The sequence below is a fragment of the Kitasatospora sp. MAP12-44 genome (genome assembly GCF_029892095.1).
Classification (GTDB): Bacteria; Actinomycetota; Actinomycetes; order Streptomycetales; family Streptomycetaceae; genus Kitasatospora.
The window spans coordinates 6,942,567-6,963,659 of sequence record NZ_JARZAE010000004.1 but is presented as its reverse complement, the minus strand read 5'-3'; the positions used below and the strand labels follow the sequence as shown (position 1 = coordinate 6,963,659).

18 protein-coding genes and 1 pseudogene are annotated in these 21,093 nt (G+C 72.4%); 10 read left to right on the top strand and 9 right to left on the bottom strand.

Annotated features, from left to right (window positions below; all coding sequences use genetic code 11):
• The first annotated feature begins 41 nt into the window (after positions 1–41).
• On the top strand, positions 42–620 hold the full coding sequence (locus tag P3T34_RS31680) for a TetR/AcrR family transcriptional regulator (protein WP_280669473.1): 579 nt from the start codon (positions 42–44) through the stop codon (positions 618–620).
• Positions 621–756: 136 nt separating this feature from the next.
• On the opposite strand, the gene P3T34_RS31675 is transcribed toward P3T34_RS31680, so the two are convergent.
• A complete protein-coding gene (locus tag P3T34_RS31675; RefSeq protein ID WP_280669472.1) occupies positions 757–1,446 on the bottom strand; it encodes an alpha/beta hydrolase in 690 nt (229 codons plus the stop codon).
• Positions 1,447–1,793: 347 nt separating this feature from the next.
• Between P3T34_RS31675 and P3T34_RS31670 the strand changes: the two genes are divergently transcribed.
• The 7 genes from P3T34_RS31670 to P3T34_RS31640 all read left to right on the top strand — a co-directional run bounded on the left by P3T34_RS31670 (position 1,794) and on the right by P3T34_RS31640 (position 10,175).
• Positions 1,794–2,213, top strand: a complete 420-nt coding sequence (locus tag P3T34_RS31670; protein WP_280669471.1) for a hypothetical protein — start codon at positions 1,794–1,796, stop codon at positions 2,211–2,213.
• Positions 2,214–2,527: 314 nt separating this feature from the next.
• A complete protein-coding gene (locus tag P3T34_RS31665) occupies positions 2,528–3,241 on the top strand; it encodes a hypothetical protein (RefSeq protein ID WP_280669470.1) in 714 nt (237 codons plus the stop codon).
• Between the two features lies 1 nt (position 3,242).
• On the top strand, positions 3,243–4,865 hold the full coding sequence (locus P3T34_RS31660; protein ID WP_280669469.1) for a DNA polymerase Y family protein: 1,623 nt from the start codon (positions 3,243–3,245) through the stop codon (positions 4,863–4,865).
• A 78-nt stretch (positions 4,866–4,943) separates the two neighbouring features.
• Complete coding sequence (locus P3T34_RS31655; RefSeq protein ID WP_280669468.1) at positions 4,944–8,246, top strand: error-prone DNA polymerase; 3,303 nt, start codon at positions 4,944–4,946, stop codon at positions 8,244–8,246.
• An 80-nt stretch (positions 8,247–8,326) separates the two neighbouring features.
• The gene (locus tag P3T34_RS31650; RefSeq protein ID WP_280669467.1) at positions 8,327–8,554 is read left to right on the top strand and encodes an RNA polymerase subunit sigma-70; all 228 of its coding nucleotides are present in this window, start codon (positions 8,327–8,329) and stop codon (positions 8,552–8,554) included.
• Between the two features lie 6 nt (positions 8,555–8,560).
• A complete protein-coding gene (locus P3T34_RS31645; RefSeq protein WP_280669466.1) occupies positions 8,561–9,133 on the top strand; it encodes a Clp protease N-terminal domain-containing protein in 573 nt (190 codons plus the stop codon).
• A 52-nt stretch (positions 9,134–9,185) separates the two neighbouring features.
• Positions 9,186–10,175 carry an aldo/keto reductase gene (locus P3T34_RS31640; RefSeq protein WP_280669465.1) on the top strand — a complete coding sequence of 330 codons (990 nt, stop codon included), beginning with the start codon at positions 9,186–9,188 and terminating at the stop codon, positions 10,173–10,175.
• A gap of 21 nt (positions 10,176–10,196) precedes the next feature.
• Here the strand turns inward: P3T34_RS31640 and P3T34_RS31635 are convergent, their stop codons facing one another.
• From P3T34_RS31635 to P3T34_RS31610, 6 genes are all read right to left on the bottom strand, one after another.
• A complete protein-coding gene (locus P3T34_RS31635) occupies positions 10,197–10,919 on the bottom strand; it encodes a winged helix-turn-helix domain-containing protein (protein WP_348534712.1) in 723 nt (240 codons plus the stop codon).
• Between the two features lie 95 nt (positions 10,920–11,014).
• Positions 11,015–11,206, bottom strand: coding sequence for a hypothetical protein (locus P3T34_RS31630; protein ID WP_280669464.1), 192 nt, complete (start codon positions 11,204–11,206; stop codon positions 11,015–11,017).
• Positions 11,207–11,343: 137 nt separating this feature from the next.
• Positions 11,344–11,919: an ATP/GTP-binding protein gene (locus P3T34_RS31625; protein WP_280672511.1), complete on the bottom strand. Its 576-nt coding sequence runs from the start codon at positions 11,917–11,919 to the stop codon at positions 11,344–11,346.
• 43 nt (positions 11,920–11,962) lie between these two features.
• A complete protein-coding gene (locus tag P3T34_RS31620; RefSeq protein ID WP_348534763.1) occupies positions 11,963–12,310 on the bottom strand; it encodes a DUF742 domain-containing protein in 348 nt (115 codons plus the stop codon).
• 65 nt (positions 12,311–12,375) lie between these two features.
• On the bottom strand, positions 12,376–12,783 hold the full coding sequence (locus P3T34_RS31615; RefSeq protein WP_280669462.1) for a roadblock/LC7 domain-containing protein: 408 nt from the start codon (positions 12,781–12,783) through the stop codon (positions 12,376–12,378).
• Positions 12,780–15,422, bottom strand: a complete 2,643-nt coding sequence (locus tag P3T34_RS31610) for a nitrate- and nitrite sensing domain-containing protein (RefSeq protein ID WP_280669461.1) — start codon at positions 15,420–15,422, stop codon at positions 12,780–12,782. Before P3T34_RS31610 ends, P3T34_RS31615 begins: the two co-directional genes overlap by 4 nt.
• 326 nt (positions 15,423–15,748) lie before the next feature.
• Here P3T34_RS31610 and P3T34_RS31605 point away from each other — a divergent pair, with 326 nt between their 5' ends.
• Both P3T34_RS31605 and P3T34_RS31600 read left to right on the top strand, forming a co-directional pair.
• Positions 15,749–17,575, top strand: a complete 1,827-nt coding sequence (locus P3T34_RS31605) for an AMP-dependent synthetase/ligase (protein ID WP_280669460.1) — start codon at positions 15,749–15,751, stop codon at positions 17,573–17,575.
• Positions 17,576–17,738: 163 nt separating this feature from the next.
• Positions 17,739–19,056 (top strand): annotated as a pseudogene (locus P3T34_RS31600) (carbohydrate-binding protein).
• 66 nt (positions 19,057–19,122) lie between these two features.
• On the opposite strand, the gene P3T34_RS31595 reads toward P3T34_RS31600, so the two are convergent.
• The gene (locus P3T34_RS31595; protein ID WP_280669459.1) at positions 19,123–19,920 is read right to left on the bottom strand and encodes an SGNH/GDSL hydrolase family protein; all 798 of its coding nucleotides are present in this window, start codon (positions 19,918–19,920) and stop codon (positions 19,123–19,125) included.
• Positions 19,921–20,329: 409 nt separating this feature from the next.
• The gene (locus P3T34_RS31590; RefSeq protein ID WP_280669458.1) at positions 20,330–20,938 is read right to left on the bottom strand and encodes a hypothetical protein; all 609 of its coding nucleotides are present in this window, start codon (positions 20,936–20,938) and stop codon (positions 20,330–20,332) included.
• Positions 20,939–21,093: the final 155 nt, after the last annotated feature.

Sequence of the window (21,093 nt, the reverse complement as noted above, 5' to 3'; positions counted from 1 at the left end):
ACTGCTGCCGCTCTCTTGTCTAGCAGTGCTAGGATCGGGTCATGTCGGTACAGGAACGCAAGGAACGCGAACGGGCGAGCCGCGAGCGCCTCATCGTGGCGACGGCCCGCGAACTCGCCGAGCGGCAGGGCTGGGACGCGGTCACCACCCGCCGGCTCGCCGAGCGCATCGAGTACAGCCAGCCCGTCCTCTACAGCCACTTCCGCGGCAAGCGCGAGATCATCGGCGCCGTCGCCCTGGAGGGTGCCGCCGAGATGGCTGCGGCGCTGCGGGCCGCGACCTCCGCCGCGGACGGCCCTCGCACCCGGGTCACCGCCCTCGCCCGGGCCTACCTCGACTTCGCCGAGCGCAACCCGGCGGTCTACGACGCCATGTTCCAGCTCGACGGCGGCCTGGCCTTCGCGGCCGAGGACACCCCGGAGCCGCTGAAGGACGGCTTCGCCGCCCTGCTGGAAAGCCTCGGCGAGGTCGCCGGGGACGGCGTCCACCCGGGACTTTTCACCGAGGTGTTCTGGGCGGCCCTGCACGGGCTGGCCACCCTGACCCGGGCGGGACGACTCCCGCCCGCGGAAGCCGAGCGACGGGTGGAGCTGCTGGTGGACCGGCTCGCCATCGTCTGACACACCGTCCGGGCGACCGGGGTCTCCCGGCCCTTCCGGCCCGACAACAAGTCCACAGGTCAAGCACCCAGCAGCCGCTGGCCCGTCAACGTATGACGGTGTCGCCAGGTGCTGCTGGGACGGCCCTTGGGCCTTCCTACACCGATTTCGCGGCGGTACGGATCATGTCGAGCACGAGGCTGGGGTCGGAGAGCATCGGGACGTGGCTGGTGTCGGCCTCGACGGTGGTGGAGCCCATGCGCTTGGCCATGAATCGCTCCAACTCCGGATTGATCGCGTGGTCCTGCTTGCCCACGATGTACCAGCTGGGCTTCGACTTCCAGGCGGGGTTGTCGGTCTTGGCGGTGGCGAGCAGATCGGCGGGCGGCGCGCCCTGGGTTGCCCAGACGAGCTGCTGGTCCGGCTCGGGCAAGTCTCCGCAGAAGTGCGAGATGCCGTCCCGAGCGATCCAGATGCGCCCGTCCTCGACCTCAAGGTGGGAGAACAGCGGCGGGGCGTCGTACTTGGCGATCAGGTCCTGCGCCGTCTCGCCGGCGTCCGGGCCGAGAGCGGCGATGTAGACCAGTCCGGCGACGCGGTCGTCGGTTCCGGCCGCGCTGATGACGAATCCGCCCCACGAGTGGCCGACGAGGATGGCCGGGCTGCTGACCCGCGCCAGCGCGCGGGAGACCGCGTCGACGTCGCCTTCGAGGCTGTCGAGGGTGTTCTGGGCGGACACCACCTCGTGCCCCTCCTGCTGAAGGGTGGGGATCAGCTTGCTGAAGCACGAGCCGTCGGCCCATAGTCCGTGGGCGAAGACGATGCTCGGCTTGGTCGGCGTCGACACAGTGCGCTCCTCTGCTCGGCACGGATCACAGATCCGCACTCTTTGATCTCTGCTCCGAGTCGACACCAGGGAGGGCCAGGACGCACCTCCGGCAAACCAATCGGACATCCGATGTTGCGACGTGGTCGCTGGCTTTCGGACTCGCCAACTGCGCGAACAACCGCCGGCCATCGCGAACGTGCGAGTCGGCCCACCAGCGAAGACGCAGTTCACGTGTGTGCCGGTGAGCTTCGACCTCACTCTTGCGAGGGGTTTGCCGCCAGAAGCTGCCGATGATGTGGTGCGTACCCATACGGTCCTCCTTGGTCGGGTTCATTGGAGCCGACGGACGTTGGAGAGGACTTCGCATGTTCGAGAACAAGAAGATCCGCGCGGTGGTCTGGGCGGGTGCCGCCGTCAGCCTCGTCACCGGAGGGGTGTGCGCCGGGGTGGCGGGGGCGGCTTCCCCGGCCCCGACCAAGGCGACGGCCCCGTACGCGCAGGCGGCTGCGGTGGTCAACGCCGACGGGACCATCGACCGGTCCAAGGGCGTCGCGGCGGTCACCAAGGTCGCCACCGGGCGGTACTGCGTGGAGCTGGAGGACAAGACGCTGGACGTGTCGAAGCTCGTTCCCGTCGCCACCCTCCAGCTCTACGGCTTCGAGTACAACGTCCAGGTGGTGCCGCGGCCGGACCCGACATGCGGGTCCCGTGCGGACACCATCCTCGTCGGCACCGGCAAGCAGAACGTGTGGGCGGACCTGCCGTTCGACCTCGTCGTTCCGTAACCCGCAGCAGCGGCGCGGCCCGTCACAGCGGACTTCACGCCGCACCGTGACGGCCTACCGGCCCGGTGCACCGTAAGCGCGGTAGCCCGCTGACGCCGCCCGCGCATCCCGCGCGGGCGGCGTCAGTCGTGAGTTGGATGTGCAACTGAGGGCGACAGGCGCGGGTCATTCAGCACCTGTGGCTACCGTCCGTCTCGGCGACCTCGCCAGCCGTCGTGAACATCCGCCAACAATCGCGAACGGTCACAAGTCGTCGGCGGATTCGGGGCGGATTCGACTTGTATCTTTGCGAACGAATGTTCGATGCTGGAGGTGTGACCACTCCCGTGCTCCTCCCGCAGGCGGTGCCGGTGTCGGCGCCTCTGGGGGGCGGGCCGGCATCCGGGGCGATGCTGGCGGGGGTGCTGCCTGAGGGTGGGGTGCGCCGGGGGGCGGCGGTGTCGGTGGTGGGGGATGTGGGGCTGCTGCTCGCGCTGGGGGCCGGGGCGGCGGGTGGCGGCGGGTGGTGTGCGGCGGTGGGGCTCCCGGAGCTCGGGCTGCTCGCGGCCGACGGGTACGGGATCGATCCGCAGCGCTTGCTGCTGGCGGACGCCCCGGGGCAGCACTGGCCGGAGGTGGTGTCCGCACTCGCGGGGGCGGTCGAGGTGATCCTGCTCCGCCCGTCCGGGTCGGTCGCGCCGCAGCTGGCTGCCCGGCTCGGTGCGGTGCTGAGGCGCAGCGGGTGTGTGCTGCTGGTGGCCGGGGGGTGGCCCGGGGCCGGGTTGCGGCTGAGTGTGCGCAGCAGCCGGTGGGTCGGTCTCGGAGCCGGCCACGGACTGCTGGCCGGGCGGCAGGCGGAGGTGCTGGCGCAGGGGCGCGGGGCGGCGGCGCAGGGGCGTGCGGTGCGGTTGTGGCTGCCGGACGAGCACGGGGTGGTCCGGGCGCTGACCGCGCAGGAGTCGCGGGAGTGGGTGGACAGCGCGGCGGGCAGCACGGCGGACGACGCGGCGGGCAGCGCAATGGGGCGGGTCGGGTTGACGGCGGTGTGAGATGACAGCTGCCGAGGACGAGGTGGACGCGCTGCGGGTGCTGGTGGTCTGGTACCCCGACTGGCCGATCGCCGCCACCGGCGGGGTGGCGGAGGCGGCCGGGTCGGAGGCGGCCGGGCCGGGGGCGGCCGGGCCGGGGGCGGCCGGGTCAGAGGCGGCAAGGCCGCTGGCCGTGGTCGAGGGCGGGCAGGTGTCGGCCTGTTCGGCGGCGGCCCGGGAGGCGGGGGTACGGCGCGGGCAGCGGGTGCGGCTCGCGCACCGGCTCTGCCCCGAGCTGCGGCTGCGCGAGCGCGATCAGGAGGCCGAGACCCGGCGGTTCGAGCCGGTGGTGGCGGCGGTCGAGGCGTTCACGCCGCGGGTCGAGGTGCTGCGGCCGGGGCTGTGCGCGATCCAGGTGAAGGGGCCCGCACGGTACTTCGGCGGGGAGCAGGCGCTGGTCTCGGCGATCGCGTCCGCCCTCGCCGGGCTCGGCGAGGACGGCGCCGGGCCGACCGGGGCGCGGGTGGGGGTGGCGGACGGGGTCTTCGCGGGGGTGCTCGCCGCACGAGCCGGGGCGATGGTCCCCGCCGGGCGGACGGCCGACTTCCTGGCGCCGTACCCCGTCGAGGTGCTCGACGACGAACCGCTGGCCGGGCTGCTGGTACGGCTCGGGATCGCGACGCTGGGCGACTTCGCGCGGCTGCCGGCGGCCACCGTCGCCGACCGGTTCGGCCCGACGGGCCTGGCCGCCCACCGGCTGGCCCGGGGGCTGGAGGCCCGTCCGCCCGTCACCAGGGCGCCGGGGCTCGACCTGGCGGTGGAGCAGCTCTTCGACCCGCCCGAACTCCTCGCCGAGCCGCTGGTCTTCGTAGCTCGCACCCTCGCCGAGCGCCTGCACACCGCACTCGCCGACGCGGGGCTGGCCTGTCGGCGGGTGAGCGTCGAGGTCAGCTGCGCGGACGGGCGGACGGCGGCACGACTGTGGCAGCACGAGGGGCGGCTGCCCGCGTCGGCCCTGGCCGAGCGGGTGCGTTGGCAGCTGCAGGCCTGGCAGGGCAGCGGGTTCTTCGGTCCGGAGTCGGGCGGGTTCACCGCGCTGCGGCTGGTGCCGGACGAGCTGGTGGCCGACCACGGTCGGCAGTTGGCGCTCTGGGGGCAGGCGCTGGCCGAGGACCGGGTGGAGCGGGCCGCCGCCCGGGTGCAGGCGCTACTGGGGTACGGCGGGCTCTGCCGGGTCGAACCGAGGGGCGGCCGCGGGCCGGGCGAGGTCCTGGTCCGGGTGCCCTGGGGCGATCATCCACCGGCCGCCGCCGATCGGGACGCCCCCTGGCCTGGACGGTTCGGGCACCCGGCGCCGGCGGTCGTGCTGCCGGTACCGACGCCGGTGGCGGTGCTGGCGGCGGACGGCGCGGCGGTCCAGGTGACCGGACGGGCCGAGGTCTCGGCGCCACCCGCCCGATTGGCGTGGGATGGACAGGCGTTCGCCGTCACGGGGTGGGCCGGGCCGTGGCCCGCCGTCGAGCGGTGGTGGGAGCCGGGGGCGAGTCGCCGGCGGGCCCGGCTCCAGGTCGCCCTCGCGGACGGACGGGCCCTGCTGCTGGCCGTGGAGGGCGGCACCTGGGCGGTGGAGGCGGCCTATGCCTGAGAGCCGAGAGCCGAGAGCCCGTGGAGGGAGATGTGCCGGAGACCGGCACAGCGAAGATCGGAACAGAGCAGGGTCACCATGGGATTCGACAGCCAGTCCAAGCTCTCCTGGAGCGAACTCCATCGCCGGATGGCCGGGCACCGCAGACGTGAACCGGTGGAGCGGGCCGAGCCCGTCGCCACGGTCCTCCAGCTCCCGAACGGCCGACCGCCGCAGTCCCAGCCCCAGCCCCAGCCCCAACCCCAGCCGCCACGGCCTGCGCGGGCCGAGCCCTGGGCCGAGCTGCACGTCCACTCCGCGTTCAGCTTCCTGGACGGCGCGAGCGAGCCGGAGGCGCTGGTCGAGGAGGCCGTCCGACTCGGCGTCGAGACCCTCGCGGTCACCGACCACGACGGACTGTACGGAGCCGTCCGACTCGCCGCGGCCGCCCGCGCCGCAGCAGGCCACCTGCGCACCGTCTTCGGCGCCGAGCTCAACCTCCGCTCCCCACACCCGCACCCGCACCCACACCCACACCCGCGCCGCCCGAGCGAGCACCTGCTCGTGCTGGCCCGCACCCCGGAGGGCTACCGCCGCCTCTGCGCCGAGATCAGCGCCGCCCAGCTGGCAGGCGAGGGCAAGGGCCGCCCGGCGTACGACTTCGACCGGCTCGCCGACGCCCACCAGGGCCAGTGGGCCATCCTCACCGGCTGCCGCAACGGCCGGGTGCGGCAGGCCCTCGCCGAGCACGGCCCAGCCGCCCGATCCACCCAAGGCGCCCTGCGCGAACTCCACTCCCTCGCCGACGCGTTCGGCCAGGAGAACGTCTACGTCGAGCTGATCGACCACCGCCTGCCCGGCGACGACCCGCGCAACGACACCCTGGCCGCCCTGGCCGCACAGGCGGGCCTGGCCGTGGTCGCCTCCAACAACGTGCACCACGCCTCCCCCGCCCAGGGTCAACTCGCGCAGGGGCTGGCCGCGTTGCAGGCCCGCAGGACGCTCCAGGAGGCAGCCGGCTGGACCAGGGCGGCGGGCACCGCCCATCTGCGCTCGGGCGCCGAAATGGCGGCCCGCCTCGCCCGCTTCCCCGGCGTCCAGCAGGCCACCGCCGAGCTCGGCCGCGCCTGCTCCTTCGAATTCTCGGTACTGGCACCGAAGTTGCCCGGCTTCCCGGTGCCGCCCGGCGAGACCCCGATCAGCCATCTGCGCGCCCTGACCGCGCGCGGCGCGGCGCAGCGCTTCGGCCCCGGGCATCCGGACCACCGCATCGCGGCGGAGCAGCTGGCCCACGAGCTGGACGTCATCGAACAGCTGGACCTGGCAGGCTACTTCCTGACCGTCCACGACCTGGTGGAGTTCTGCCGCCGGACGGACATCTGGTGCCAGGGCCGCGGCTCGGCCGCCAACTCGGCGGTCTGCTACGCCCTGGGCATCACGGCGGTCGACCCGATCCACTACCGGCTGCTCTTCGAGCGCTTCCTCAGCATGGACCGGGACGGCCCGCCGGACATCGACCTCGACATCGAACACCGCCGCCGCGAGGAGGTCATCCAGTACGTCTACCAGCGGTACGGCCGCGAGCACGCGGCGCAGGTCGCCAACGTGATCACCTACCGGCCGAAGCTCGCGCTGCGCGACGCGGCGCGAGTCCTCGGCTATCCGATGGACCAGGTGAACGCCTTCTCCCGGCAGGCCGACTTCCGCTCGGCCCCCGGACCGGACACTCTCGTGCCCGATGACGTCCTCGCGCTCAGCAGTCAACTTCACGGCCTTCCACGGCACTTGGGCATCCACTCGGGCGGCATGGTGCTGACCGAGGAGCCGATCGGCGAGATCTGTCCGACCGAGTGGGCCCGGATGCCGGGCCGGTCCGTGCTGCAGTGGGACAAGGAGTCGACGGCCGGGGCAGGGCTGGTCAAGATCGACCTACTGGGCCTCGGCATGCTCTCCGCCCTGCACGACGCCTGCGACCTGGTCGCCGAGCACCAGGGCATCCGCTACGACCTGGCCACCATCCCCGCCGACGACCCGGACGTCTACGAGATGCTCTGCCAGGCCGACAGCGTCGGAGTGTTCCAGGTCGAGTCGCGTGCCCAGATGTCCACCCTCCCCCGACTGAAGCCGCGCACCTTCTACGACCTGGTGGTCGAGGTGGCGCTGATCCGGCCGGGGCCGATCCAGGGCGGCTCGGTGCACCCGTATCTGCGCCGGCGGGCCGGGCTGGAGGCGGCCGACTGCCCGCACCCGTTGATGGAACGGGCCCTGGGCAAGACCCTGGGCGTGCCGCTCTTCCAGGAGCAGATGATGCAACTGGCCATCGACTGCGCCGGGTTCACCGGCGCGGAGGCCGACCGGCTGCGCCAGGCGATGGGGGCCAAGCGCTCCCATCAGCGAGTGGCGGAGCTGCGCCGCAGGCTGCTGGACGGGATGGCCGCCCGGGGCATCCCGGATCCGGTCGCCGAGGACATCTTCACCAAGATCGAGGCTTTCTCCAACTACGGCTTCCCGGAGTCGCATTCGATCAGTTTCGGCTATCTGGTGTATGCCAGCGCCTGGCTCAAGTACCACCACCCGGCGGCCTTCACCTGCGCATTGCTGGCCAACCAGCCGATGGGGTTCTACTCGCCGCTCAGCCTGATCGCGGACGTCCGGCGGCACGGGGTGACGGTGCACCCGGTGGACGTCAACGCCAGCCGGGCCCGGCCGACTCTGGAGGGGCTGCCGCAGGCCCCGGCGATCCGGTTGGGTCTGGCGACCGTCCGGGGCCTGGGCGACGAGCAGGCCCAGCAGGTGGTGGACGGACAACCGTACGGGGGGCTGGAGGAGTTCGCGCACCGCACCGGCTTGCCCGCCGCGATCCTGGAGGCGCTGGCCACCGCCGGCGCCTTCCGCTGCTTCGGCCTGACGCGCCGTCAGGCACTGTGGGCGGCGGGAGCGTTGGCCACCGGCGGCGGCGCCGATCTACTGACCGGGACGACCCCGGGCCTAACCGCCCCCGCGCTGCCGGCGATGACACCCGTCGAGGAGACCATCGCGGACCTCTGGGCGACCGGCTCCTGCCCCGCCAGCCACCCCGTCGAGCACGTCCGGCGGATCCTGGACGGCTGCGGCGCGCTGCCCGCCCGCGCCCTGCCGGACGTCGCGCACGGCACCCCCGTCCTGGTCGGCGGACTGGTGACGCATCGCCAGCGCCCGCCCACCGCAGGCGGCGTGCTCTTCATCAGCCTGGAGGACGAGACCGGTCTGATCAACGTGGTCTGCAGCCGCCCGGTCTGGGAGACGCACCGCCGGACGGCGCTGGACCGAGCCGGCCTGCTGGTCCACGGTCGCGTCGAGCGCAACCAGGGCGCGATCAACCTGGTCGCCACCCGGCTGACCCCGCTGCGGGTGGCCGTTTAGGGCTTGCCCGGGCCCTAGCGTTCCACGGGCGACTGTCAACCAGGGTTGACAGTCGCCAGGTGTCAACCTAAGTTGACACCATGAGCGAGACCAACCAGCTCGCCGCAGATGCGAGCAGCCGCGACCCCGCCGTCGGCCTGCGGGCCGTCCGTGCCCTGCGCGACCTTGCCGACCGGCTGGAGGACCTCCAGGTCGACAACGCCCGGGCGCACGGCTGGTCCTGGCAGGAGATCGCCGCCTGCCTCGGCGTCAGCCGGCAGGCGGTGCACAAGAAGCACGCCCGACGCACCTTCGGAAAGGACGAGTGACCGACCATGCTGGAACGATTCTCCGACGACGCCCGCCGGGCGATCCCGCTGGCGCTGACCGAGGCCGACCGGCTCGGCCACACCCACGTGGGCACCGAGCACCTGCTGCTCGCCCTGCTCCACCTCACCGACGACCCGGCCGTCGACGTGCTGATCCGCTCCGGACTCGACCTGGAGACCGCCCGCGCGGCCGTGGTACGGCTGCTCGCGGCCGGCCCCAGCGCAGTGGACGCCGAGGCGCTGGGCGCCATCGGCATCGACCTGGCGGCCGTCCGTGAGGCGGTGGAGGCCGCCTTCGGACCGGGCGCGCTGGACGGACCGGGGGACACCGCGGGCGAGCCGCGCCGCGGCTCCCGCCTGCCCCGCGTCGGCGGACGCAAGCCATGGACCCGACCGGCCAAGAAGGTCCTTGAGCTGGCCGTACGCGAAACCACCGCACTCGGCGGCCGCACCATCCGCCCCGGCCATCTCGTCCTCGGCCTGCTCAAGGAGGGCGACGGCGTGGCCGCCAGGGTCCTGCACCAGCACGGGCTCGACTTCACCGCCGTACGCGCCGCCGTCCTACCCGCGCTGCGCTGACCGGAGACTGCGCCAACGCCGCCGGACCGGTCCGGCCTGGCAGGATGCCGGTATGAGCTATCTCGCGGCCGACTCCCGCTACGCCTCGATGACCTACCGCCGCGCCGGGCGCAGCGGCGTGCAGCTGCCCGCCGTCTCGCTCGGCCTGTGGCACAACTTCGGTGACACCCAGCCACTGGAGGTGCAGCGCGCCGTGCTGCGCCGGGCCTTCGACCGGGGCGTCACCCACTTCGACCTCGCCAACAACTACGGGCCGCCGTACGGCTCGGCGGAGAAGAACTTCGGCACGCTGTTCGCCCAGGACTTCCGCCCCTACCGCGACGAGCTGTTCATCGCCTCCAAGGCCGGCTACGACATGTGGCCGGGCCCCTACGGCGACGGCGGCTCGCGCAAGTACCTGCTGGCCAGCCTCGACCAGTCGCTCGCTCGGATGGGCCTGGACTACGTGGACGTCTTCTACTCGCACCGCCACGACCCGGACACCCCCCTGGAGGAGACCATGGGCGCGCTCGCCTCGGCCGTCCGCCAGGGCAAGGCGCTGTACGCGGCGATCTCCAACTACCCGGCCGAGCAGCATCGCGAGGCGGTCGCGATCCTGCGCGAGCTGGGCACGCCGGTGCTGCTCAACCAGGCCCGCTACTCCCTCCTGGACCGGGCGGTCGAGGAGGGAGTACTGGAGGCGGTCGGCGACACCCAGACCAGCCTGATCGCCTACTCCCCACTCGCCCAGGGTCTGCTGACGGACCGTTATCTCAGCGGTGAGGTGCCGGCCGGCTCGCGGATGTCGGTGGGCCACTTCCTCAAGGAGGAGGTGCTCACCGGCGCCAAGTTGGAGCAGCTGCGGGCGCTCGCCAAGGTGGCCGAGCTGCGCGGGCAGAGCCTGGCGCAGCTCGCGCTGTGCTGGGTGCTGCGCGACCCGCGGGTGGTCTCGGTGATCATCGGTGCCAGTAGCGTGGCCCAACTCGACCAGAACATCGACGCGTTGGCGGCCGGGCCGCTGAGCGCCGACGAACTGGCCGAGATCGACCGGCTGAGCCGTTGAGCAGGCCTGGCCGGGCAGGGATCAACTAGCGCTGGCCGGCGCGTACTTGTAGCCGACTCGGCGTACCGTGACGATGCTGTCGCGGTACGCCGCGCCCAGCTTGCGCCGCAGTCGCGCGACGTGCACGTCGACCGTGCGCCCGTCGCCGACGTGGCCGTAGCCCCAGACCGCGGTGACCAGGTAGTCCCGGGTGTGCACCCGCTGCGGGTGCTGGGTCAGGTGCGCGAGCAGCTCGAACTCCAGGTAGGTAAGATCGAGCAACTCCCCGTCGACATAGGCACTTCGGCGCTCCAGGTCGACGCTGATCCCGTGCGCCGCCGGCCTGGCCGTCGGCTGCGGCGCGGCGCTGGGCACGGGCAGCGGGTCGACGGCCGCCGCCGGCTCGGTCGGCACCAGCACCAGGTAGCCGACCAGCGACTGCGCGCCGCCCTGCACGCCCAACTGGGCACCGTACTGGGCGAGTAGACCCTGCGAGAGGGCCGAGTGCGGAAGTGCGGCGACCACCGCCGCGCCGGCCGGCAGTGCGTTGAGCAGCTCAGGGACGACCGGCACCGAGGCGAGCGGCACCGAGGCAAGCGGGGCCGCCGCGCTCGGCGGCTGCGCCGAGGTCCGGGGTGCTGAGGTGCGGGGTGCCGCGGCCGGATGCCATCGCTCGGCAGCCGAGGGCGCCGAGGAGACCGAACGGACCGCCCGCAGGTGCGGGGTGGCGGCGGGAGCGGAGAGGATGGCAGTGGAAGAGGACATGAGGCAGCTCTTTCGCGCGAGACGGTGGGTGGGGATCGTCTGCGCATCGGACGGACTCGGCGGTCCTCAGCTGAGCGGGGGTCGATGACCTGCGGTCAGCTGCGGGCGGTCCGGGACGCGCGAGGCGAGCCCGGACAGGTCTGGTCGAAGAGGTGCGGCTGCCGGGACGGCCAGAACGGCTCGAGGTCCTGACGGCCTCGGCTGCTGTCCACGGTGGTGTGCATGCCCCCATTGAAGCAGATGCCGACGGCGCGGCACGGCATCGCCGGCAAACGCTGCGCACTCATGACTCGCCTCCCCCAACGATCCGCCCGGCGCGGGTCGCGCGCCTCGGTGTGATGATCCAAGCGTTCCACGCCGACCGCCCGCAGGGCAACTCCGTGTCCAGCCCGTGGGCTGCGCGACCTGCAAACCGACCGCCCGCTCAGCGGCGGCGATCGGCGGCGTGCTGGACGAGCCGGACCAGCAGCTCCTTGCCGTCCTCGCGGCGCCGCGCGTCGCAGAGCACCACCGGGACTCCGGGGTCGAGGTCGAGCGCGGCCCTGACGTCCTCGACGGCGAAGACCTCGGTGTCCTCGAAGCAGTTGACCGCGACCACGAACGGGATGCCGCGCCGCTCGAAGAAGTCCACCGAGGGGAAGCAGTCGGCGAGCCTGCGGGTGTCGGCCAGCACCAGCGCCCCCAAGGCGCCGAGCGCCAACTCGTCCCAGACGAACCAGAACCGGTCCTGTCCGGGAGTGCCGAAGAGGTAGAGGGCCAGCCCGGGGCGCAGGTCGATCCGGCCGAAGTCCATCGCCACCGTGGTGGTGCGCTTGGCCTCCACCCCAGCCGTGTCGTCGAAGGACCGGCCCAGCTCGCTGAGCCGCTCCTCGGTACGCAGCGGACGGATCTCGCTCACCGCGCCGACCAGAGTGGTCTTGCCCACCCCGAATCCGCCCGCCACCAGGATCTTCAGCGCGACCGCCTGCGCACCGGGAATACCACTGGGACGCCGCTGGATTGACGATGCATCAGAAATGGCATCAGCAACGGCGCCAGAGCGGTCAGAGCGCACGGAGTCCATTGATCACTTCCCGGAGCAGGCGCTCGTCCGGGAGTTCGGCGAGCGGGACGGGGCGGGTGACGTCGATCAGCTCGGCGTCGTGCAGGTCGCCGAGCAGCACCCGCACCACACTGACCGGCAGGTCGGTGTACGAGCCGAGCTCGGCAACGGTGAGTGCCCCGCGCCGGCACAGGTCCAGGATCGCGTGGTGCTCGGGATCCAGGACAGGGGTGGGCAGTTGGTCGTTCCGATCGGCCGAATCACGCAGCGCGATCATGGAGATCAGGTCGAAGAAGCCGTCGCCGACCGGCCTGGTCCGACCACGGGTCATCGAGAAGAGCCGGACCATCGGCCCCGCCTCGTCATCGAACCACTGCTCGTCCGCGGCTGCTGGGCCGCCCACCCCCGAGCCTCTCATCCGGTCGGCGTCCGCGGATCCGAGGCCAGGTGCTCGCCGACCCGCTTGACCAACAACGCCATCTCATAGGCGATCTGGCCGATGTCGGCCTCCGCGTCGCACAGCACGGCCAGGCAACTGCCGTCCCCGGCAGCCGTGATGAAGAGGAAGGCCTCGTCCAGCTCGATCATGGTCTGCCGCACACCGCCCACCCCGAAGTGCCGGCCGGCACCCTTGGCCAGGCTGTGGAAGCCGGCCGCGACCGCAGCCAGGTGCTCGGCGTCCTCCCGGCCCAGTGCCTGCGAGGCGCCGGTGGCCAGACCGTCACTGGAGAGGATGACCGCGTGCCGCAACGAGGCGACCCGTCCTACCAGGTCGTCCAGGAGCCAGTTCAGGTCGCCGGACGGCGGGGTCATTGCGGTCATCGATCATGTCCTTCCAGTGCTGCGGGTGGTGCTGGTCGTGGAGCTGCCGGCAGAGCCGGTGGTACGGGAGAGGAGGTCAGCGCCCGGCGCACGTCGCGGACCGACGGCGCGGGGGCGGCCGGCGACGGTACAGGAGGCGCAGGGGGCGCGGGGGTCGCAGCAGGGGCCCGAGCCGGGCGCCCGGGATCCGCCCGACCGCGACTGAAGCCGCGCTGGAACGAGGCGAAGGTGGCCCGGGCCTCCTCCGGCGACCGCTCGCGGACGGCCTGCTCCGGCTGTTCGGCGCGGCCGGCGGCGTCCTTCAACTGCGGTGCCAGATTGGCCTGTCGGACCCGACGTGGCAGCAGCCCACCGCCCGGCGGGTCGGCCGGGGCGTCCGGCGAGGCAGCCACGGCAGGCGACGCCGGAGCTGACTCAGCAGGTGCGGGGTCCGCGTCCTGGCCGGGGCGCCGGTGCCGACCGGTGCCGCCGGAGGCGGGCACCAGGACCGGTCCGCCGGTCGCCCGCCGCCGCGGCAGCCCTCCGGGCGTCCGCGCGGGCTCGGCGGCGGCCGGCTTCGGACCGGTGACCGACCGCTGCTGGCCCTTCACCCTCGGCTCCAACCGCCGCGGCCCGCCCTCACCACCGGCCACCGCCACCAACTCGCGCTGCCGCGCGGGAGCGACAGCGGGACCAGGGGAGGGAGCAGAAGCAGCAACGGGAGCGGGAGCAGGGACGGCGGCAGGCGGCTCGGCGATCCCGCCCGACACGTCGGCCAGCAACTCGCGCGGGATCAGCACCACCGCACTCGTCCCGCCGTACGGCGAGGGCCGCAGCTGCACCCGGATGCCGTGCCGCCGGGCCAGCCGGCTGACCACGAAGAGCCCCAGCCGGTCGGTGTCGGCGAGGTCGAACTCCTGCTCCACCTCAAGCCGTTGGTTGATCTCCGCGAGCGCCGACTCGCTCAGCCCGAGCCCGCGGTCGTCGATCTCCAGCGCGAAGCCGTGCGCGACCACCTCGCCCTGCACCGTCACCTGGGTCTGCGGGGGCGAGAAGACCGCGGCGTTCTCGACGAGTTCGGCGATCAGGTGGGTGACGTCGGCGACCGCGCTGCCGAGCAGCCCGGTGCCGGGGAACGGCCGGACGATGACTCGGGCGTAGTCCTCCACCTCGCCGACCGCCGCGCGGACCACGTCGACCATCCGCACCGGCTTGCGCCAGGCCCGGCCCGGCGAACCGCCGGAGAGGATGATCAGGCCCTCGGCGTGCCGGCGCATACGGGTGGTCAGGTGGTCCAGCTTGAAGAGGTCGTCCAGTTCGGCCGGGTCCTCGGTGCGCCTCTCCATGGTGTCCAGCAGGGTCAGCTGCCGGTGCAGCAGCACCTGGCTGCGCCGGGCCAGGTTGACGAAGACCGCGGAGACACCGCGCCGCAGGTCGGCCTGCTCCACTGCGGCCTGGATCGCGGCCCGCTGCACGGAGTTGAGGGCGCGGCCGACCTGGCCTATCTCGGCCGAGCCGAAGTCCAGATCCGGCGTCTCAGCGGCGAGGTCCACCAGCTCGCCGTGCCGCAGCCGGCGCATCACCGAGGGCAGCCGCGAGCCGGCCAGCTCGTTGGCCGCGTTGCGCAGGCCGATCAGCTCGCGGACCAGGCCTCGGCCGATCCGGAAGGAGATCATGATGGTGAGCACGATCGCCAGCAGGCCGACCACACCGGCTATCGCCCCGCGCCAGACCAGGCCCATCGCATAGGAGGTGGCTCGGGCGCCGATGCTGTCGGCCAGTTGGGTGTTGACCCCCGCGATGTCGTCCAGGGTCAGATCGGCGGTGCGCCGCCAGGCCTGCGTACCGAGGTCGCGGGCGGCGAAGGTCGGGTCGGTGGAGCTCTGGAACTCCCGCTCGGCGAGGTCCAGTTCGGCCCAGTCCGCGCCGGACCTGACGGTCTGGTAGGCCGCCTGGTCGGCCGGGTCCAACTCGCCTATGTAGACGGTGAACAGGGCCTGCTGGTCGTGCATCGGGTCGAGCACCAGCTGGTACTCCCCCGCGCTGGGCACGGCGCTGGCCTGCAGGCCCTCCATCGCCGCGTCCTCCTGGGAGAGGTACTCGCGGGCCCGGCCCAGTTCGATCAGGATGGTCCCCTGGCGGGGCAGTTGGCCGCTCTGGGCGCTGATGAAGGCGCCCTGGAAGTCGAAGCTGGGCTTGACCAGGTCGCTGTACTGGCTGAGCGCGAACTCCCAGGCCACCCCGTTGCGCCCGACCTGGCCGCGCAGCACGGCGAGCTGGCCGCTCACCGCGAGCACGTCCTGGAGCCGGGCCCGCTCGGCGGCGCTGAGCTTGCCGGCGTCCGAGCCGCTGAGCCGGCTCTGCAGGGCCTGCAGATCCTGGTCGGTGACGGTCTGGGCCTTCTGGTAGTCGTCCTGGACGCCCTCCGCCTGAGGCCTGGCCAGCAGGAGGACGGCGGCCCGGCGTTCGACCTGCAGATCGCGGGTCAGCTGGTCCACCGGCGCGCCGAAGGTCTGGTAGGTCGATGCGGCAGCCAGCTGGTTCCAGACGTCGCTGGTGGTCGCCAGCGTGGCGTAGGCCCACAGGCCCACGAGCGCGACGATGGGCACCAGGAGCAGCGCGATGATCTTCGCGCGGATCGAGCTGCTGCGCAGACGCATGAAGTCCTCGGTCGGATGTGCCCGGGGTGGACGGTCGGTCCACATCGGGCGAGCGGGGCATACGGCAGGCCGAGCAGGCCCGACGGATGCGTCAAGCCGGTGGATCTGCGCGAGCTTACTACTCCTTCCATGCTCGTTCGAAGGGGTCCGGAGCAGGGGTTTGAGAAGACTGCACAACTGTCGTTGGCAGGCGCATGACCACTGGCACAACCGGTCCCAGCTGGTGCCGATCCGGCGCAGGGATCCACACAGCCCTGGGCAGCGCCGCCACGATCCGATAGCTTCAAACCCGGGCCCCGGCAGGGGCGGAGACGGCCAGGAGGATCGTGCACGAGCTGAGCACCCCGCCGCTGGCACCGCCCGCGCCGGGCGGGCTCGCGGACTCGGTGTACGAGAGCGCCGAGCACAGCCCCGACCTGCTGCTGTACTCCAGGCGCAGCGCGGACCGCGGCGGCTGGACCGATGTGAGCGCGCTGCGCTTCCGCGACGAAGTCCTCGCTCTGGCCAAGGGCTTACTCGCCCGCGGCGTGCGCTTCGGCGACCGGGTCGCCCTGATGTCGCGGACCAGGTACGAGTGGACGGTGTTCGACTACGCCCTCTGGTCGATCGGCGCGATCTCGGTACCGGTCTACCCGACCGCCGCCGCCGAGCAGGTCCGCTGGATCCTCGCCGAGACCCATGCGGTGGCCTGCGTGGTCGAGCACGAGGACCACGCGATGACGGTCGGAGCGGTCTGCGACGCTCTGCCGCACCTGGCCGACATCTGGCAACTGGACGAGGGCTGCGTGGCGCGGCTCGTGGAGGACGGCCGATCCGTCCCCGACGCCCTGGTGCACCGCCAGCGCCTGGCGGTCACCGCCGAGTCGATCGCCACCGTCATCTACACCTCCGGGACCACCGGCCGTCCCAAGGGCTGCCTGCTGACGCACGGCAACTTCACCGCCGAGGCGGACAACGTGCTGGCCGGCTGGAGCGGGCTCTTCAACGAGAACAGCAGCGAGCAGGCCAGCTCACTCCTCTTCCTTCCGCTCGCGCACGTCTACGGACGGATGGTGCAGGTCGCCGCGCTGCGCGGCGGGGTGCGGATCGGCCACGTCGGCGACCTCGGCTCGGACGCGCTGCTGCCCGCGCTGGCCTCGTTCCGCCCGACCTTCCTGCACGCCGTCCCCTATGTATTCGAGAAGCTCTACGCGCAGGCCCGGCACGCCGCCGAGGTGGCCGGGCGCGGCGAACTCTTCGAGCGGGCCGCCGAGGTGGCGATCCGCTGGGCGCGGGCCAACGAGCGCCGGGCGCTGGGCCACGGCACCGGGCCCGGGCCGGGGCTGCGGGCCCGCCACCTCGCCTTCGACCGGATGGTCTACCAGCGGATCCGGGCCGCATTGGGAGGCCGGGTGCGCAATGTGATGTGCGGCGGCTCCACGCTCAGCCGCGACCTCGGGCTCTTCTTCGCGGGCGCCGGGATGACCGTCTACGAGGGCTACGGGCTGACCGAGACGTCGGCGGCGATCACCGCCAACCCGGCCGGCAAGCCCAAGTTCGGCACGGTCGGCAGGCCGGTGCCCGGCGCCTCGCTGGTGATCGCCGAGGACGGCGAGGTCTGGGTGCGCGGCGCCTGCGTCTTCGTCGGCTACCTCAACCACCCGCGCTGCACGGCCGAGGCGCTGCGCGACGGCTGGTTCGCCACCGGCGACCTCGGCTCGCTCGACCAGGACGGCTACCTGACCATCATCGGCCGCAAGAAGGAGCTGATCGTCACCAGCAGCGGCAAGAACCTGGCGCCCGCGGCGCTGGAGGAGCGGGTGCGGATCCATCCGCTGGTCTCCCAGTGCCTGGTGGTCGGCGACAACCGGCCGTACGTGGCGGCGCTGATCACCCTGGACGCCAGGGCGCTGGAGCACTGGCGGCAGACGCACCGCCGCCCCCCGCAGGACGAGTGGAGCACGCTGGCCGACGAGGAGCTGCACGCCGAGATCCAGCGTGCGGTGGCCGCCGCCAACACCGCCGTCTCGCGCGCCGAGTCGATCCGCGCCTTTCGCCTGCTGCCAAGGGACTTCACCGTCGAGCAGGGGCTGCTGACCCCCTCGCTGAAGCTGCGCCGCAAGGCCATCGAGGACTGGTACGCGGCGGACATCGAGGAGCTCTACACCCCCTGACCGTCCGTCCTTGGAACCTTAAGAACAGGGTAAGCGGCCGCGCTGCCTCTTGACCGCCGAGTTGGTCTAGTCCATTTTTATGGGACGTTCGTGCGCCAGCCGCCCCGCGCGCCCCCACATCGCGCGGGACGGCTCCCCCACTGCCGCCCACTGGAGAGTCCCGATGGATCGCGCCACGCCAGCTCCCACCTCAGCCCTCCCCGCCCCCGCCGCCGTCCGCGCCCCCGGCGCACGCCGCCGTCGCACCGCTGCGCTCGTCGCCGGCCTCAGCCTGCTCGCGGGCGGCCTGGCCGCCGTCGCGTCCGGCGGCTCCGCGCTCGCCACGACCACCACCGCGGCCACCGCCGGTGCGCTGGGCAGCAACTGGTACGCCTCGGCGCCGTACCTGATGCCCGAGGACAACACCCCGCCGGACGCCGCCGCGGGTGATGGACGCGACCGGCCAGAAGGCCTTCCAGCTGGCCTTCGTGCTGGACTCCGGCGGCTGTACGCCGGCCTGGGGCGGCACCTCCTCGATCGACACCGACACCACCATGCCCGCCGTGATCCAGACCATCCGCAGCAAGGGCGGGGACGTCTCGGTCTCCTTCGGCGGCTACGGCGGCAACAAGCTGGGCCAGGGCTGCGGCACGCCCGAGGCCACCGCCGCCGCGTACCAGAAGGTGGTCACCAAGTACGGCCTGCACGCCATCGACTTCGACCTGGAGGAGCCGGAGTACGAGAACACCGCGGCGATCCACAACGAGATCGGCGCGGCCAGGATCCTCCAACAGGACAACCCCGGCATCTACATCTCGATCACCACCGCCGGCACCACCGCCGGGACCGGCTGGTTCGGCACCCAGATGCTCAACGAGGCGAAGTCGCAGGGCTTCACGCCGAACAACTTCTCGATCATGCCCTTCGACGGCGGCTTCAACGGCGGTGCCGCACAGACCGCCGCGCTGGTCAGCTTCAACGGCATCCTGCAGAGCACCTTCGGCTGGGACGCGGCCACCGCCTACGCCCACGAGGGCGTCTCGATGATGAACGGGCGCACCGACGCGGCCGAGTACTTCACCCAGGCCGACTTCCAGACCGTGCTGGACTTCGCCACCGCGCACGGGTTGGCCCGCTACACCTTCTGGTCCGTCAACCGGGACCGGCAGTGCACCGGGGCGGTCGACCCCGGGCTCTCCGGCGCCTGCTCCAGCGTGACGCAGAACGACTGGGACTTCACCAAGTACACGGTGAAGTTCGCCGGTGCGACGCCGCCCACCACGCCTCCCACCACCCCGCCGGCCACTCCGCCCACCACTCCCCCCACCTCCCCGGGTGGCGGGACCTGCACGGCCGCGCCGTGGAGTGCGACCACCACCTACACCGCGGGCAGCAAGGTCTCCTACAGCGGGCACAACTACCACGCCAAGTGGTGGACGCTGAACGAGATTCCGACCGCCAGCGGCCAGTGGGGAGTCTGGGGCGACGACGGACCCTGCTGACCGTCGCAGCACGCCGCCGCCCCCGAGCAGTCGACTGCTCGGGGGCGGCGGCGCCTTGAGGTCGGGTCAGGAGGCGTCTGCGGTGAAGACGGGCAGGTAGCCGTACTCCTGACCGCTCTGGGTGGGGTGGTAGCTCTCGTCGATGGGGAACGTGGTGCTGTTCAGCCAGGGGTCGCTGTTGCAGATCTCGTGGCCCGAGAAGCTGCTGCGGACGTCACCGAAGGTGAAGCCGGCCTTGGCGGCGTGCTGCGCTATCACCGAGTCCAGCGCGTCGGCGGCGCCGTTGATGGCGCTTCTCGAGGTGTCGCCGATGCCGAACCAGCAGTTCCCGCCGATCTGGTAGAGCTCCGGGTAGCCCATCACCACGACGTGCGCGTTCGGCGCGTCGGCGTGGATCGCCGAGTAGACCTGGTCGAGCAGCCCGGGCAGTGTGCTCTTTGCGTAGGCCTCCGCGCTGTTCACCGCGCTGAGACAGGCGCTGGTGCCCTCCAGCACGCAGGTCTCCATGGTGCTGGCGAAGCCCGCGTCGTTGCCGCCGATGGTGATGCTGACCAGGGTGGTGGCGGAGCTCAGGGCGGAGACCTGGCTGTTGAGCACGTCACTGGTCACCGCGCCCGAGCAGGCGACGGAGGTGTACGAAGACGGGGCGTGCGCGTTCGCCCACAGTTGCGAGTAGGCGTTCGTGCTGCGCTCGCAACTGCCGCTGCTGCTGGTGTAGCTGCCGGCTCCCACACCGGACGAGTAGGAGTCTCCCAGCGCTACGTAGTTGACCGACGCGGCGTTGGCGGGTGACGCCATGACGATGGTGGCCACGGCGAGCGAGAGCGCCATGACGGCGCCGGACAGAGTGCGGACGGGACGCATCGGACCTCCACGAGGGCGGGGACTGTGACACGGGTCACTCTGTGGTACCAGTCACGCAGTGTTCTGGGAAGTGCCCATGCCAAAGTTGTTGACGCGAATTCTCGTTCGAGGGTGCGAAGTTGGCCGCGCGGTCGGCCCAGCGCACCCGAAGTCGGCTGATGTCGGGTCATATCACCGCGCATGGACATCTGCTGATCGCTGTTCAGTCTTTTCGTCGCACGCTCGCCACACAACGGACATCGCACGCCGCTCGACCGATGCAGACCGCAAGCAAGACGGAAGTAGGAGGAAAGCGGACGAGGAGGGGCGAAGCGGACAGCCCGACAGCCGCTCCCCTGGTGACTGTCAGTGACGGAACGTCAGGACGTCACACGGACTCGCCGCGGTCAAGCGGGGGCGATGTGAGGGATCAGTCGGATATCGCGGAGAATCGGCAGCCGTCCAGCGGGAGTTCCTCGATCACCTCGTTGGCCGCCGCCGGAACACCCAGGTGCAGAGCGGCCGCCCGCACCGCGACCCGGGCCTGCCGCAGACCCGGCGCACCCCAGCCGAGCAGCTCGACGGCCAGGCCGGGGGCGACCAGCAGTCGCCGGTAGTGCCGGCCGGAGGCCGGATCGGGCACGCTCGGTCCCACCGCGTGCAGCGACGCCGCCATCCGCACCCGCGCGCACTCGTGGCCGTTGTTCGCCGAGCCGACCCGGTCGTAGAGGTAGCCCAGGTAGTGCGCGGGGCCGATCCGCGCCTGCGCCTCCTCGGCCGCCTCGCGGGCCAGCGCCGCGCCCGGGTCGCCGCCGTCCTCGCTCTCCAGCGAGCCGCCGGGCAGGCTGACGATGCCGTCCCGCGGGTTGATCAGTGTCAGCACCCGGCCGTCGGGCACGAAGAGCCAGCCCCAGGACTGCTTCACCGGCAGCCACTCGGGCACCGCCTCGTCGGGACGCCAAGGCCAGCCCGCGGCCGGACGGCGCCGGACGCGGCCGAGCAGGTCCGCGATCTCCGCGCTGTACTCAATCCGCTGCATGCATCCCCCTCCGGTGTCGGGCTGGTCGGGCCGGTCTCGGGCCGGTCGGTCCGGCCGCTCTGGTGCGGTCACTGGTGCCTGCGCGGGGGCCGGGGCCGGGGCCGGCACAGGTTTCGGCTGTCGGGCGGCGGCGCGCGGGCACGCGCCACCGCGGG